General features: G+C 61.4%; 15 protein-coding genes. 3 read left to right on the plus strand and 12 right to left on the minus strand.

Translation table 11 applies throughout. From position 1 onward, the window contains the following. The first annotated feature begins 24 nt into the window (after positions 1–24). Complete coding sequence (gene mgtE, locus FGKAn22_RS10100; RefSeq protein ID WP_212785518.1) at positions 25–1,479, plus strand: magnesium transporter; 1,455 nt, start codon at positions 25–27, stop codon at positions 1,477–1,479. Between the two features lie 149 nt (positions 1,480–1,628). Here the strand turns inward: mgtE and FGKAn22_RS10105 are convergent, their stop codons facing one another. The 3 genes from FGKAn22_RS10105 to lptM all read right to left on the minus strand — a co-directional run bounded on the left by FGKAn22_RS10105 (position 1,629) and on the right by lptM (position 3,777). Beyond that, on the minus strand, positions 1,629–2,237 hold the full coding sequence (locus FGKAn22_RS10105; protein WP_212785519.1) for a hypothetical protein: 609 nt from the start codon (positions 2,235–2,237) through the stop codon (positions 1,629–1,631). 152 nt (positions 2,238–2,389) lie between these two features. Next, complete coding sequence (lysA, locus tag FGKAn22_RS10110) at positions 2,390–3,637, minus strand: diaminopimelate decarboxylase (protein ID WP_212785520.1); 1,248 nt, start codon at positions 3,635–3,637, stop codon at positions 2,390–2,392. Between the two features lie 14 nt (positions 3,638–3,651). Further along, complete coding sequence (gene lptM, locus FGKAn22_RS10115) at positions 3,652–3,777, minus strand: LPS translocon maturation chaperone LptM (RefSeq protein ID WP_212785521.1); 126 nt, start codon at positions 3,775–3,777, stop codon at positions 3,652–3,654. Between the two features lie 53 nt (positions 3,778–3,830). On the opposite strand from lptM, the gene cyaY reads away from it, so the two are divergent. Beyond that, positions 3,831–4,142: an iron donor protein CyaY gene (gene cyaY / locus FGKAn22_RS10120; protein ID WP_212785522.1), complete on the plus strand. Its 312-nt coding sequence runs from the start codon at positions 3,831–3,833 to the stop codon at positions 4,140–4,142. A gap of 68 nt (positions 4,143–4,210) precedes the next feature. Here cyaY and FGKAn22_RS10125 read toward each other — a convergent pair whose 3' ends face one another. The 7 genes from FGKAn22_RS10125 to FGKAn22_RS10155 all read right to left on the minus strand — a co-directional run bounded on the left by FGKAn22_RS10125 (position 4,211) and on the right by FGKAn22_RS10155 (position 12,037). Then, positions 4,211–5,833, minus strand: coding sequence for a fatty acid--CoA ligase (locus tag FGKAn22_RS10125; RefSeq protein WP_246487387.1), 1,623 nt, complete (start codon positions 5,831–5,833; stop codon positions 4,211–4,213). 159 nt (positions 5,834–5,992) lie between these two features. Beyond that, a complete protein-coding gene (locus FGKAn22_RS10130; protein ID WP_212785523.1) occupies positions 5,993–6,727 on the minus strand; it encodes a M48 family metallopeptidase in 735 nt (244 codons plus the stop codon). After that, positions 6,727–7,434, minus strand: a complete 708-nt coding sequence (locus FGKAn22_RS10135) for a lysophospholipid acyltransferase family protein (RefSeq protein WP_212785524.1) — start codon at positions 7,432–7,434, stop codon at positions 6,727–6,729. Before FGKAn22_RS10135 ends, FGKAn22_RS10130 begins: the two co-directional genes overlap by 1 nt. Next, positions 7,434–7,964, minus strand: a complete 531-nt coding sequence (gene gmhB, locus FGKAn22_RS10140) for a D-glycero-beta-D-manno-heptose 1,7-bisphosphate 7-phosphatase (protein WP_212785525.1) — start codon at positions 7,962–7,964, stop codon at positions 7,434–7,436. Before gmhB ends, FGKAn22_RS10135 begins: the two co-directional genes overlap by 1 nt. 19 nt (positions 7,965–7,983) lie before the next feature. Beyond that, complete coding sequence (gene glyS, locus FGKAn22_RS10145) at positions 7,984–10,092, minus strand: glycine--tRNA ligase subunit beta (RefSeq protein WP_212785526.1); 2,109 nt, start codon at positions 10,090–10,092, stop codon at positions 7,984–7,986. 1 nt (position 10,093) lies between these two features. Further along, on the minus strand, positions 10,094–11,056 hold the full coding sequence (glyQ, locus tag FGKAn22_RS10150) for a glycine--tRNA ligase subunit alpha (RefSeq protein WP_212785527.1): 963 nt from the start codon (positions 11,054–11,056) through the stop codon (positions 10,094–10,096). 117 nt (positions 11,057–11,173) lie between these two features. Continuing rightward, positions 11,174–12,037, minus strand: a complete 864-nt coding sequence (locus FGKAn22_RS10155; RefSeq protein WP_212785528.1) for a hypothetical protein — start codon at positions 12,035–12,037, stop codon at positions 11,174–11,176. Between FGKAn22_RS10155 and FGKAn22_RS10160 the strand changes: the two genes are divergently transcribed. Then, positions 11,999–12,481, plus strand: a complete 483-nt coding sequence (locus FGKAn22_RS10160; protein WP_212785529.1) for a hypothetical protein — start codon at positions 11,999–12,001, stop codon at positions 12,479–12,481. The two genes, FGKAn22_RS10155 and FGKAn22_RS10160, sit on opposite strands and share 39 nt — an antisense overlap. A gap of 1 nt (position 12,482) precedes the next feature. On the opposite strand, the gene FGKAn22_RS10165 is transcribed toward FGKAn22_RS10160, so the two are convergent. Both FGKAn22_RS10165 and lnt read right to left on the minus strand, forming a co-directional pair. Continuing rightward, the gene (locus FGKAn22_RS10165) at positions 12,483–12,743 is read right to left on the minus strand and encodes a GIY-YIG nuclease family protein (RefSeq protein ID WP_246487388.1); all 261 of its coding nucleotides are present in this window, start codon (positions 12,741–12,743) and stop codon (positions 12,483–12,485) included. Continuing rightward, positions 12,740–14,323, minus strand: coding sequence for an apolipoprotein N-acyltransferase (lnt, locus tag FGKAn22_RS10170; RefSeq protein WP_212785531.1), 1,584 nt, complete (start codon positions 14,321–14,323; stop codon positions 12,740–12,742). Before lnt ends, FGKAn22_RS10165 begins: the two co-directional genes overlap by 4 nt. Between the last annotated feature and the right edge of the window lie 58 nt (positions 14,324–14,381).

The raw sequence follows: 14,381 nt of genomic DNA on the forward strand, positions 1-14,381 counted from the left end.
GCGCGCGATTCACAGGGGCGCGCAATGACCGACACCACCCAGGAAAGCCACCACACCGACAACGTGCAGGAACACCTCAAGCAGGTGGAGTCGCTGCTGCACAAACACGCCCTGGTGGAATCGGTGGCGCACAATCAGGAGTTGCCACGACAGGACCGCCACGCCCTGGTCGGCAGCTTGCTGCACAAGCAGCATCTGACCGAATTGCAGCGTAAGCTGGACGGGCTGCACCCAGCCGACATCGCCTACATCCTCGAAGCCCTTCCCATCGAGCAGCGTCTGCTGGTGTGGGATATGGTCAAGTCGGAACGCGACGGCGAAATACTGATCGAGGTTTCCGATGCGGTGCGCGAATCGCTGATCGCGACCATGAACCGCGAGGAACTGCGCGCCGCGGCCGAGCAGCTCGACACCGACGAGATCGCCGACCTCGCGCCCGACCTGCCGCAGAACGTGATGCGCGACGTGTTCAAGTCGCTGTCCATCGAGGAACGCGAGCAGCTGCGCGCGGCAATGTCGTATTCAGAGGATTCAGTCGGCGCGCTGATGGACTTCAACATGATCCAGGTGCGCGAGGATGTCACGCTGGAAGTGGTGTCACGCTACCTGCGCCGCTTCGACGAACTGCCCGACCACACCGACCAGGTGTTCGTGGTGGACCGCGACGACCGCTTCAAGGGCGTGCTGCCGATCAATCTCATCGTCGTCAACGAACCGGAAGTGGTCGTCGGCGACCTGATGCTGACCGACACCATACAGCTCCATCCCGAGGAAAAGGCGGACCAGGCCGCGCAGGCGTTCGAACGCTACGACCTGGTTTCCGCGCCGGTGGTGGACGAGGACGGCAAACTGATCGGACGTGTGACGGTGAACGTGGTACTGGACTTCATCCGTACCGAATCGGAGAGCGACCTGCTCAACCAGGCCGGTCTGCGCGAGGAGGAAGACATCTTCGCCTCGGTATGGAAGTCCGCGCAGAACCGTTGGACCTGGCTGGCACTGAATCTGTGCACCGCGTTCTTCGCATCGCGCGTGATCGGCGAATTCGAAGGAACGATCGAGAAATTCGTCGCACTGGCCACGCTGATGCCCATCGTTGCCGGCATCGCGGGCAACTCGGCGAACCAGACCACCACCATCATCATCCGTTCGCTCGCGCTAGGGCAAATCACACCGGGCAATGCACGTCGCTTGATGGCCAAGGAATTGGCGATCAGCGGATTGAACGGTCTGGTATGGGGGGGTATTGCCGGATTGTTTGCCTACTTCCTGTATCACAGCGTCTCACTCGGCGTCGTGATGACCAGCGCGATGCTGCTCAACCTCACCGTCGGCGCCATCGTCGGCATGGCAATCCCGCTCATCATGCAAAGATTCGGGCGCGACCCGGCCATCGGCTCGAGCGTCATGATCACCGCCATTACCGACAGCGGCGGCTTCTTCATCTTCCTGGGATTGGCAACGATCTTCCTGATCTAGGGGAGACCCGGAGACAAGAATATCTACGGCATTCTGACGGACTCTTGTTTGTGCGAGAACAACAACCCACCCGTTTCAGAAGACGGGTTGCCGGTGGAGCAAGTTGGCTAAAAGGGCGGTAAAGCAACCGCCCCTAGCGAGGCAGAAAACTACGCGCCCAGAATACCCTTGCCAGCTGGCTTCGCTGCAGCTTTTTTCACTGCCGGCTTAGCTGCTGCTTTTTTGACCGCGGGTTTCTTGGCTACTGCTTTTTTCGCTGCGGGCTTGGCGGCGGCTTTCTTTGCTACTGGCTTTGCTGCTGCTTTTTTGACTGCGGGTTTCTTGGCCGCTGTCTTTTTCGCTGCGGGCTTGGCGGCGGCTTTTTTCACTGCCGGCTTTGCTGCTGCTTTTTTGACTGCGGGTTTCTTGGCCGCTGTCTTTTTCGCTGCGGGCTTGGCGGCGGCTTTCTTTGCTACCGGCTTAGCTGCTGCTTTTTTGACTGCGGGTTTCTTGGCTGCTGTCTTTTTAGCTGCGGGCTTGGCGGCGGCCTTCTTTGCTACCGGCTTAGCTGCTGCCTTCTTTACTGCCGGCTTTGCTGCTGCTTTTTTGACTGCGGGTTTCTTGGCTGCTGTCTTTTTCGCTGCGGGCTTCGCGGCTGCTTTCTTTGCTGCCGGTTTAGCTGCTGCCTTTTTTACTGCCGGTTTGGCGGCTGCTTTTTTCGCTGCGGGCTTTTTGGCTGCGGGCGTTTTGGCTTTTGTATCGGATGTTGCCATTTTCATTCTCCATAAAAATTTAGAACATTCACTACAACTCACTACACACCCAAACGCCCTGTTTTTCAGCGATAGACGCTTGCGGCATCGGCACTGTATCCACGTTTAAAAAAACGCGCAACAAATTTCGTGAAAAACTTTTGCGGAAATTGCAACACTCACGAGATTATTTTTTCGCCCGCAAACAACTGTGGCACGGTCTCCCGCTCGCGCACCAGATGCACCGATGCACCGTCCACCATCACCTCGGCGGCACGCGGACGGGTGTTGTAATTGGAGCTCATGCTCATCCCGTATGCGCCCGCGGAAAGCACAGCCAGCAAGGATTGCGGGGCGATCGCCAGTTCGCGCGCATGGCCGATGAAGTCGCCCGTTTCGCAGATCGGGCCGACCACTTCATAGCTCTGCGATACATGGTTTTCGCGCTGCACCGGCAGGATGTTGTGGTACGCATCGTACAAAGCGGGACGCATCAGATCGTTCATCGCCGCATCGACGATGGCGAAATTTTTCTCCTCGCCGGGCTTGAGATATTCGACGCGCGTCAGCAGCGCGCCGGCGTTTCCAACCAGCACGCGCCCCGGCTCGAGCACCAGCTTCTCGCTACGTCCGGCAAGTGCGCCCAGCAACGCAGCCACATAGTCCGCGATTGCCGGCGGCGTCTCGTCGTTGTAACGGATACCCAGGCCGCCGCCCAGATCGATGTGTTCGAGACGAATGCCTTCGCGCGCCAGCGCATCGACCAGCGCCAGCACCTTTTCCACCGCGGCGATGAACGGGCTGGTCTCGGTGAGCTGCGATCCGATGTGACAGTCCACGCCGGTAATGCGCAGATGCGGCAGCGTCGCTGCCTTGCGGTACAAAGCGACGGCTTCGGTGTAGGCCACACCGAACTTGTTCTGCTTGAGGCCGGTGGAGATGTAGGGATGGGTCTTCGCATCCACGTCGGGATTCACGCGCAGGCTGATCGGCGCGACCTTGCCCATGCTGCCGGCCACCTCGTTCAGCCGTTCCAGCTCGGCGGCAGACTCGACGTTGAAACACAGGATGCCCGCATCCAGTGCCAGGCGCATCTCGGCGACGCTCTTGCCCACGCCGGAGAACACCACCTTGCCCGCATCACCGCCAGCCGCGAGCACGCGCTGCAGCTCGCCGCCGGAAACGATATCGAAGCCCGCCCCCAGGCGAGCGAACACGTTCAGGATCGCCAGGTTGGAATTCGCCTTCACCGCATAGCAGATCAGATGTTCCCGGCCTTGCAGCGCGTTGCTGAATTGTCGGTAGCCGTCAGTCAACGCGGCGCGCGAATATACATAACAGGGAGTGCCGAACTGCGCGGCGATGTCGGCCAAGGGCACTTGCTCGACGCACAGCGCGCCTTCGCGATATTGAAAATGACTGCTCATGATTGATCGTCCGTTCAGAAAATTGTTTGTGCCGCCGCAAGAGACTGGGCAGCGGGAAGTTTCAGCGGTCCTTTCTTGCCGCAGCCTTGCAGCGACAAGACCAGAGCCACGATAATGGCCAGCGTAAGTTTCAGGCGCATGATGGTTTACCAAGAGAATAGAAATTTAACCGACCGGATTATAAAGGCTGAGCATGAACGAAAGCGAATTCAACCAATTGGCCGATGCCGCGCTAGCGCGCATCGAAACAGCCGTCGACAACTGCGGCGGTGACGTCGAGTGCAACCGCAGCGGCAACGTGCTGGAGATCGAGTTCGACAACGGACAGAAGATCATCGTCAACCGCCACGACGTCAATCAGGAAATATGGGTCGCAGCTAAGTCCGGCGGCTTCCACTACGCCTGGCAGGACGGCGCATGGCGCAGCCAGCGCGACGGCAGCGAATTGTACGCAAAACTCACCGAGCTTTTCGCGGCGCAGGGCGAGGATATCGCCCTGTCGTAGGGGCAGGTTTAAAACCTGCCCGTTGTCGAATTGAAGCGGGCGGGTCTGAGACCCGCCCCTACGCACCATCACCCCGCATGCTGCCGCATCACCTTCTTGTCCAGCTTCCCGACACTGGTACGCGGCAAGGCGGCTACGAAATGGATTTCCATCAAACGGGCATATCGGGGAAGCCGCCCCTCGTCGACGCGCCGATTCACCGGTTCACGCAAGGCATGGGCGTCCGCCTCATACCCATCCTTGAGCACCACCATTGCACGCGGGCGTTCGCCCCACTTCTCGTCCGGCACGCCGATCACAGCGACTTCGCTGACCGCAGGATGTTCCGAGATCAGGCTTTCCAGCTCCAGCGAAGATAGCCATTCGCCGCTGCACTTGATGACATCCTTGAGCCGGTCGGTGACGTTCAGCATCCCGGTCGCATCGCGGTTTCCGATGTCGCCGGTATGCAGGTAGCCGCCCTCCCACAGCGTGGCCGACGCCGCTTCGTCATGCAGGTAACCCTGAGTCAGCCAGGGAGCGCGTACGACAACTTCTCCCGTGCTCACCCCGTCATGCGGCAGCTCCGCTACCGTGTCATCCACCACGCGCATGTCCACCAGCGGAATGGCGCGTCCGGCACGGATGCGGCGGGACAAGGCAGCGTCCTCATCCTCTGCCTCACCGGGCTCCAGCAGCCCGAGCGACAGGATCGGGCAGGTCTCGGACAGTCCGTATCCGGCATACACATCCGCCCCCAGGTCCAGCGCAGCCTGCGCCAAGCCCTTGGGCAACGCCGACCCGCCGATGACCACCTTCCAGCCATGCAACGTCACTTCCGCCGTTTGCGCAGCCGACAGCAGCATGTGCAGCAGCGTCGGCACGCAATGCGAGAACGTCACGCCCTCATGCCGGATCAGCTGCAACAGGACATCCGGCTGGTAGCGCCCCGGATAGACCTGCTTCACGCCGAGCATCGTGGCGATATAGGGGAAGCCCCAGGCATGAACATGGAACATCGGCGTGATCGGCATATACACATCGCTGCGCCCGAAGCGTCCCTGCACCGGCGCCGTACCGAAGGCCGCCGCGGCCGCGAGGGTATGCAGCACCAGCTGGCGATGGCTGAAGTAAACGCCCTTGGGGTGCCCCGTCGTGCCGGTGGTATAGAAAGTCGTCGCGCGCGTGTTCTCGTCGAAATCCGGGAATTCATGATCCGGATCGCCGCCCGCCAGCAGCGTCTCATAGTCGGTCGCAAACGGTGCCGGGCAATCCGGAAATTCTGCGTCGGACAGCAGGACGAAGCGCTGCACCGTTTCCAGTTGGGCGCTAAAACTCTCCAGCAGCGGCAGAAAATCTTCGTGGACCAGCAAGACGTCGGCGCGCGCATGGTTGAGGGTATAGACGATCTGCTCCGGCGACAGGCGCACGTTCACTGTCTGCAACACTGCGCCCAGCATCGGGATGGCGAAGAAGCATTCGAGGTAGCGGTGGCTATCCCAGTCCATCACCGCGACCGTCTGTCCCGGCATCACGCCCAGGCTGCTGCCCAAGCGGCCGATGCGCTCGCGCAGGGTGCGGTAGTCGTAACGGCTCTTGTCGCGGTAGACGATCTCCTGCTCCGTCGCATTGGCCAGCGGCGTGAGCAGCAACTGCTTGATGAGCAGCGGATAGGCATAGGCAGGCATTGCGGTCTTCCCGTATTTCTTCATGCATTTACGAAACAGCGGAAACGGCTCGCGCCTATTAATCCGGCACGGTGAAGTCACAATAGCCGTTCGGGCTAAGCTTGTCGAAGCCCCTTCACCCTTCGACAAGCTCAGGGCGAACGGACTTCAAATTTCATCTGGCCGGATCAATAGCTTGTGCGCTTACAGTCCCACCGACTTCAGTTCGCGGCGCAGCTTCGCATAATCGGGGCAGGTGCTGCCCACCACATCCCAGAACGCCGCCGAGTGGTTCATCTCGCGCAGGTGCGCCAGTTCGTGCACCACCACGTAATCGATCAGGCGCAGCGGCAGGCGGACTAGCTGTTCGTTGAGCCGCACCGTGCCGCGCGCCGTGCAGCTGCCCCACTGCGTCTTCGCCGACGACAGCTTGAGGACGCGAGGAGCAACGTTCAGCAGCGGCGCGTAATGCGCGACACGCTCGGCGAACAACGGCTCGGCCTGCCTTCGATACCAGTCCGACACCAGGCCCTCGATATGAGCAGCGTCGGACTGGTCTACGACGAACAGCCACAGCTCCCTGCCGCGCTGCTGCGGGACTCCGGCGAACAAGCTGGGACGGATGCGCAGCGTGAGCTTCTCGCCGATGAAGGAAATGCTCTCGCCGTCCGCCCAGCGCACCTCCGCCGGCTTGCGCGACTGCCAGCCATCTAGCTTCTCGACCACCCAATGAGCCTTGTCCTGCAGCACGCTGTGCAGCCAGCTTTCCGATGCGCGCAGCGGCATGCTCACGGTGAGGCCGCGATCGTCGATGCGCAGACCGATGCTGCGGCGCTTGCCGCTGCGCTTGAGGGTGTAGGTGATGTGCTTGCCGGCGAGAAGCGCGGCTCGCTGTTCGGCGGCGGGAGGAGTGACCGTGTTGCGCAGTCGCTTGAACATCAATGTGCGATCTGCTGGATCTCGTTCTCGATCCACGCCTCGACCTCGGCGTTGATCTCTTCGGCCTTGCGGCCTTGCGTAATGATGGGCTTGCCGATGCTCATGGTGACCAAGCCGGGGTGCTTGCTGAACGCCTTGCGCCCCCACAAACGTCCGGCATTGTGCGCCACCGGCACTACCGGCACGCCGGAGCTCGCCGCCAGCAGCGCGCCGCCGATCTTGTACTTGCCGCGCTTGCCGTAGGGCACGCGCGTCCCTTCGGGGAAGATCACCACGCAGAAGCCCTGTGCCAGACGGTCCTTGCCCTGCTTGAGCAACTGCCTCATCGCGCCCTTGCCGTCGCTGCGGTCGATCGCGATAGGGCTGGTCATCGCCAGCCCCCAGCCGAAGAACGGCAACCACAGCAACTCGCGCTTCAGCACCCACACCTGCGGCGGGAAGATGACCTGCAGTGCCAGCGTCTCCCAGGCCGACTGGTGCTTGCACAGCACGATGCACGGTTCCTTGGGAATGTTCTCGAGGCCGCGCACCTCGTGGCGGATGCCGCACACCAGGCGCAGCAGCCAGATCATGGTCCGTGCATAGCTGGAGATGAGGCGATAGCGCGCCAGCGGCGGGAATGGAAAGGTCAGCAGGGCCAGCGTAGAAAAGATCGGCGTGAGCACGAACTGCAGCAGCAGGAATACGAACGAGCGGACGGCAAGCATCAGATCAGCTCCGTAACGACCGCCGCAAGGTCCGGCAGAACGATGGTTCCCTCCGGCAAGCCGCCGGTCGCCTGCGTCTTCGCGCCCTTGCCGGTCAGCACCAGGTAGGGTTGCGCGCCCACTGCGGCGGCACACTGCAGGTCGCGCAGCGAGTCGCCGACCGCGGGCACGTCGTCGAGGCTGACGCCGTAGCGCGCCGCGATCTCCTCCAACATGCCGCTCTTGGGCTTGCGGCAATGGCAGTTGCTCTCGGCGGTATGAGGGCAATAGAACACGGCATCGATGCGCGCGCCGACCTGCGCGCAGGCCTTGTGCATCTTGTCGTGGATCGCATTCAGCATCGCCATGTCGAACAGCCCGCGCCCGACGCCGGACTGATTGGTCGCCACCACCACCCGGTAGTCGGCCTGGTTCAGCCGCGCGATCGCCTCGAGGCTGCCGGGGAGCGGCTTCCACTCCTCCGGGCTCTTGATGAACTGGTCGGAGTCGTAGTTGATCACGCCGTCGCGGTCGAGGATGACGAGGTTCATGGCTGTTCCATCCGTAGGTTCAGGCTGCCAGTTTGGAAATATCCGCAACGCGGTTCATCGCCTGCTGCAACTGCGCCAGCAGCGCGAGGCGGTTGGTGCGCAACTTTTCGTCCTCGGCATTCACCATCACGTTGTCGAAGAAGGCATCCACCGGCGCACGCAACGCAGCGAGCGCCTGCAGCGAGGCGGTGTAATCGCCTGCGGCAAAAGCGGCATCGGCCTTGGGCGCGATCTCGCCCAACGCCTGATGCAACGCCTGCTCTGCGGCTTCTTGCAGCACGGCAACATCGACCTTGTCGCTCACCGCTCCCTCGACCTTCTTCAGGATATTGCCGACACGCTTGTTGGCCGCGGCCAGCGCGGCGGCTTCAGACAACGCGGCGAAGGCGCGCACTGCGGCAAGCCGTTGTGCAACTTCGCTCAACTGCTGCGGGCGCAGGGACAGGACCGCATCGACTTCCTGAGCGGTGTACCCCTGCTCGCGCAGCAAGCCCGCGAGTCGTTCATAAATGAAGCTCGTCAGTTGATTAGTCGCTTCGACAGATTTTTCACTGAAGAAACCGAACGCGTAGAACAGCAACGTCTCGAGTTGCAGCGGCAAATCCTTTGCGATCAGAATACGGATCACACCCAACGCATGGCGGCGCAACGCGAACGGATCCTTGTCGCCGGTTGGGACCTGACCGATGCTGAACAAGCCCGCCAATGTCTCCAGCTTGTCAGCGAGCGACACGCAAATGCCAACCATGTTGCGAGGCAGTTCGTCGCCCGCAAAGCGCGGCTTGTAGTGGTCTTCAATCGCATAAGAGACATCGTCGGAAAGGCCGTCGTGCTGCGCATAGTAGCGTCCCATGATGCCCTGCAACTCGGGAAACTCGCCCACCATGTCGGTGAGCAGGTCGGCCTTAGCCAGAGTAGCAGCCTGTTGTGCTTGCCCAGCAAGCGCTTCGCCGCCGAGTTCATTGCCTATCATCAACGCGATTTGTCGCACCCGCTCCACGCGCTCGCCCTGTGTGCCGAGCTTGTTGTGATAGACCACTTTGCCCAAGCCTTCCACGCGGGACGCCAGCGTCTTCTTGCGATCCTGGTCGAAGAAGAACTTCGCGTCGGCGAGGCGCGGACGCACCACGCGCTCGTTGCCGCCGACCACCAGGCTCGCATCCGCCGGACGGATGTTCGACACGATGAGGAACTTGTTGGTGAGCTTGCCGTTCGCGTCCAGCAGAGGGAAGTATTTCTGGTTCGCCTTCATGGTCAGGATCAGGCATTCCTGAGGCACTTCAAGGAATGCCTCCTCGAACTTGCCGAGCAGCACGTTGGGACGCTCGACCAGCGCGGTCACTTCGTCCAGCAGCGCATCGTCCTCGATGGGCTTCAATCCTTCCTTCGCGGCAGCGGCTGTCAGTTGCTTGACGATCTCCGCACGACGCGCAGCGAAGCTCGCAACGACTGCGCCTTCGCTTTCCAGTTGCTGCGCATAGCTGTCCGCATCCTTCAGCACCACAGTCGCGTTAGCGGCCTCGAAGCGGTGACCTTGCGTCGTCCGCCCGGCATTCAAACCCAGCGTAGAAATCGCCACGATGTCCGCGCCGTGCAGCGCGACCAATCCATGCGCGGGGCGCACGAAGTTCACGCTGCTCCAGCCGTCGGCCAACTGGTAGGTCATCACCTTGGCGATGGGCAGTTTGGCGAGTGCATCTTCCAGCGCCTTCTGCAGCCCTTCGACCAGGTGCGCACCTTTCACCACGCTGTCGAAAAACAGCGCCTCGGCCTTGCCGTCCTGTGCGCGCTTCAATTGCGGCACCACCGAGGCATCCGCACCCAGCGCGGCGAGGCGCTTCAGCAGTGCGGGCGTCGCCTGGCCGTTGGCATCCAGACCGACGGCGACAGGCATCAGCTTTTGCGAAACCGATTTGTCCGCCGCCTGCGCCGCCACATCGGCGACATGAACCGCAAGGCGGCGCGGAGAAGCATAGGCAGTCACGGCGGCATCGGCAGCAGCAAGGCCTTGTGCCTTCAAGCTCGCAGCCAATGTTTCGGCAAAGCTGTCGCCCAGCTTCTTCAGCGACTTGGGCGGCAGCTCCTCGACGAACAGTTCGACCAGCAGATTATTCTTGGCAATCGTCATGTCAGGCAGCCTTCTTCTTGTTATCGAGTTGCGCAATCACTTCGTCGGCCCATTCCTTCGGTGCCATCGGGAAGCCCAGGCGTGCGCGGCTGTCGAGATAACTCTGCGCGACGCTGCGCGCCAGGTTGCGGATGCGGCCGATGTAGGCGGCTCGCTCGGTCACCGAGATCGCGCCGCGCGCATCCAGCAGGTTGAAGGTGTGCGCGGCCTTCAGCACCTGCTCGTAGGCGGGCAGCGCGAGTTGCTGCTCCATCAGGTGTTTGGCGTTGCCTTCATGCGCCCCGAAGGCCTGCAGCAGGAATTCGACGTTGCTGTGCTCGAAGTTGTAGGTCGATTGCTCGACCTCGTTCTGGTGGTACACGTCGCCGTAGGACACACCCTCGGTCCAAGTCAGGTCGTAGACGTTCTCCACGCCCTGCAGGTACATCGCGAGGCGCTCGAGGCCGTAGGTGATCTCGCCGGTGATCGGCTTGCAGTCGATGCCGCCGACCTGCTGGAAATAGGTGAACTGCGTGACTTCCATGCCGTTCAGCCATACCTCCCAGCCCAGACCCCACGCGCCCAGCGTCGGGTTCTCCCAGTCGTCCTCGACGAAGCGGATGTCGTTCTGCTTGAGGTCGAAACCCAGCGCTTCCAGCGAGCCGAGATACAGGTCGAGGATGTTGGCGGGAGCTGGCTTCAGCACCACCTGGAACTGGTAGTAGTGCTGCAGGCGGTTAGGATTCTCGCCGTAGCGGCCGTCCTTGGGGCGGCGGGAAGGCTGCACGTAAGCGGCTTTCCAGGGCTCCGGGCCGAGCGAGCGCAGGAAGGTGGCGGTGTGCGAAGTGCCCGCGCCGACTTCCATGTCGTAAGGCTGCAGCAGCGCGCAGCCCTGCTTGTCCCAGTATTTCTGCAGGGTCAGGATGATTTGCTGAAAGCTGAGCCCTTGGCTCAGCTTCGGTGAAGACTCACTTTTGGTAGGCATGTGCAAAAAACGACTTGATTTGCGAAAGCGCGCATTTTACTGGTTTTCGGGCGGCAAGGTCAGCACAACGTTCCTCTGGCACGAATATCGGATTGTCTGTACTAGCTTGAGGAACGGCTATTCGGATGCCGGCCTGGCAGCCAATTCCGGCAAGTCCTCATAGCCGAAGAAATACGGGAACACCCTCATGTCTGTCAGGAGGCCGCCTTCCGAGGGCGGGCGGCTCAAGATCTCGACATCCTCGGGGGTAAGCGGCTTGATCTTTTCGGCATCGCGCAAACGGCTGAAAACACCGTTCCTCCATTGATACACCTCATCCAGCTTCTGCTGGTAGGTGTACGAGTGGTGATGGTCGTTGAAGTAATCGGCGAATTTGTTTCGTCCCAGATAGATCGGATTGGAGCCCTCATAGCCGGTCTTCCGGTAGCTAGCCGGATCGGTATTCAAAAAATGAACCCAGTCGCCGGGCACAAAGTTCTTCGGTGCGATGCGGTATTCGATCTTCAGGAGTTTGCCCGGGCGATGCAGCTCTCGCGGATCGAAATCTTTTTCGAAGTCCCACATCCTGCCCGGCTCGATGTACCGCAGCGGATCATGGTCGGCCAACAGCCGCTGCTTCACTCGCTCTTGCTGCACGCGATCCTTCTTGATGCGGCGAAAATAGTCCAGCACACCCTGAACCATCAGCAGCTTGCTGGCCGTGTAGCAACCGATGGAATATTTGTCCTGGTTCATGAAGACATCGTTGAGCGCTTCATGCAGCGGGTATCCCGGCTTTGGGGTGCCATGATCCCAATATTTGTCGTTCCATTTCGCAGGGCTGCCGTCGGGCCAAACCCAATTCAGGTCTTCCGCCCAGGCTGTAATGTTCTGGCGTATACCGATGTGTTCCTTCAGCGCTTGCACGTCGCAGGCATCGCCTTTGAATTCGGTGAGCCGGCCATGCTGAAGCAGCGTCAGCAGGATTTCCTTTTTGGACACGGTGACGACTTTTCGCTTTTTCCCTTGTTTCGCGGGAAGAAATACGATGGCGTCCCGAATTTGCAACTCCGGCCTGTCATTGACATCAAGCGTGCTGGTATCGCCCTTAGGCGTATTCAACGTGTAAACCGCGATGCCGTTCACCCGATCTGTTTTTTTGACAATCAGAGAAGGTGCGACTTTCAGGGTGGACAGATACGCAGACATGCCGGCTTCGATGGCTTTGAGCCGGGATGGATGACAGGAAAAACGGATGCCTTCGTCGGCAGGGGCATTGATTTGTGCCGCCATGTTTTCCGGATGTTGCGGCGTAACGGCGGCTGCGCCGGGAGAGGCGCAAAGAACGACGAGCAGGAACGTCAACGCACGCAACATTTGATTGATCTCGCATTTAATGGCTTGGGCATGCCACAGCGAACGACTCTCATCGACACGACCAGGTAAATCAGGCTGCGACTATCGAGCCGGAGTCGATCAACGCCAGTTTCTCCGCACGGGTCAGTTGCTTGATCGCCATCTCGCGCTTCAGCGCGGCGGACTTGTCAGGGCAGCGCTCCATGTACGCCAGTTCGACCGGCCCGCGCGTGCGGGTGTACTTCGCCGCGATCCCGGCGTTATGCGCCGCAAGGCGCTTGTCGAGATCGTTGGTGATGCCGCAATACAGGGTGCCGTCGGCGCAGCGCAGCAGGTAGCAGACCCAGCTCACCCCTGCTCCCCCGCCGTGCCTTTTTCCGGCAAAGGCTCGCGCCTCATCCATGCGTAGGCCAGCAGGCCGATCAGCAGCAATACCACTCCGGTATTGCCCAGGCGCACGTAGGGCGTGATGCCTTCGTAGCCCTGCGCCGTGCCGGACAGCACGCCCTCCTCATGCTGGGGAAGTTTTTTCAGCACCTTGCCGTCCGCGCCGATGATGGAGGTCACGCCGGTGTTGGTGGCGCGCAGCATCATGCGACCGGTCTCGAGCGCGCGCAGTTGCGCGATCTGGTTGTGCTGTTCGGCGGCATAGGAGTCTCCGTACCAGGCATCGTTGGTGACGTTGACCAGCAGCGTGGCCTGCGGCAGGGCACGGATGATCTCTTCGCCGAACACGTCTTCGTAACAGATGTTCACGGCGACACGCTGCCCCGCGACTTCCAGCGGTTTCTGGCGCTCGCCGCCGCGGGCAAGGTCGCCCATCGGGATGTTCAGCACGTCGTTGATTAGCGGCCCCAGGACGTAGCGCAACGGAATGAATTCTCCGAATGGCACCAGGTGCTCCTTGCGGTAGTGCTGTTCTTCCGCCGAGCCCAGCGTGAACACGCTGTTATAGAACCCCTTCTCGTCGTGCTCGAATGCGCCTACCAGCATGTCACCGTCGTTCATCCTCGCATGCTGACGCAATTGCTCGACCAGGCTGGGCGGCACTTCTTCGCGCAGCAGCGGGAATGCCGTCTCGGGCAGGACGGTCAGTCGCGCCTCGCCCTGTGTCACCAGGCGGCGGTAGGTCTCCAGCGTGCCGACCAGTGCGTCCTGGTTGAACTTGATGTCCTGCGCGATGTTGCCCTGCACCAGCGCCACGCCGAACGGCTCGCCTTGCGGCTGCGTCCACGCGACGCTACGCAAGGCCGCACCGCCGACCCACAACACAACGAGCACCGCCAGGGCGATGCGCCCCTGCCGGTTCCAGCGTTCCAGCCAAAGCGTGGTCAGCAAACCGGCGCTGACCGCCGCCACCAGCGACACACCATACACACCAAGCACCGGCGCATAACCTGCGAGCGAGCTATCGCTGTGGGCATAGCCCAGCGTCAGCCACGGGAAGCCGGTGAAGATCAGGCCGCGCACCCACTCCACCAACACCCACGCCGCGGGCATCAGCACGCCCAGCGCGACCTGCACGGGGATGCGGAACGTCACATCGGGGTGCGGGCGCTTTTCCTCTTCTGGACTCCAGAACACCGCGCCCCTCCAGGCCGGAAAACGCGCCTGCACGAAACCCGCCAGCGCAGGGAATAAGGCGAGGAAAGCAGCAAACAGCAGCGTCGCGGGCAAAGCCAGCCACAGCGGCATGCCGCCGTAATCGTGCAGCGCGACGTAGATCCAGCCGATGCCCGCGGTGAACAAGCCGAAGCCGAACGCGAAGCCCAGCCATCCTGCTGCGCGAGGTGTAGCGGCGCGTGCCCACAAAACGAACAGCACGGCGAGCGCCAGCACCGGCACGGGAAACAGGCCGAACGGCGCGAAGCCAAGCACGCACACCAAACCGGCGGCGAAGGCGGCGATCAGGGATTGATATTTTTTGAACATCGAACGAACTAGCCTCAAATGAGTCGTCAAGAATAACCGATTCCGCCCGGGGCGGCAT

This window comes from Ferrigenium kumadai (assembly GCF_018324385.1).
Lineage (GTDB): Bacteria > Pseudomonadota > Gammaproteobacteria > Burkholderiales > Gallionellaceae > Gallionella > Gallionella kumadai.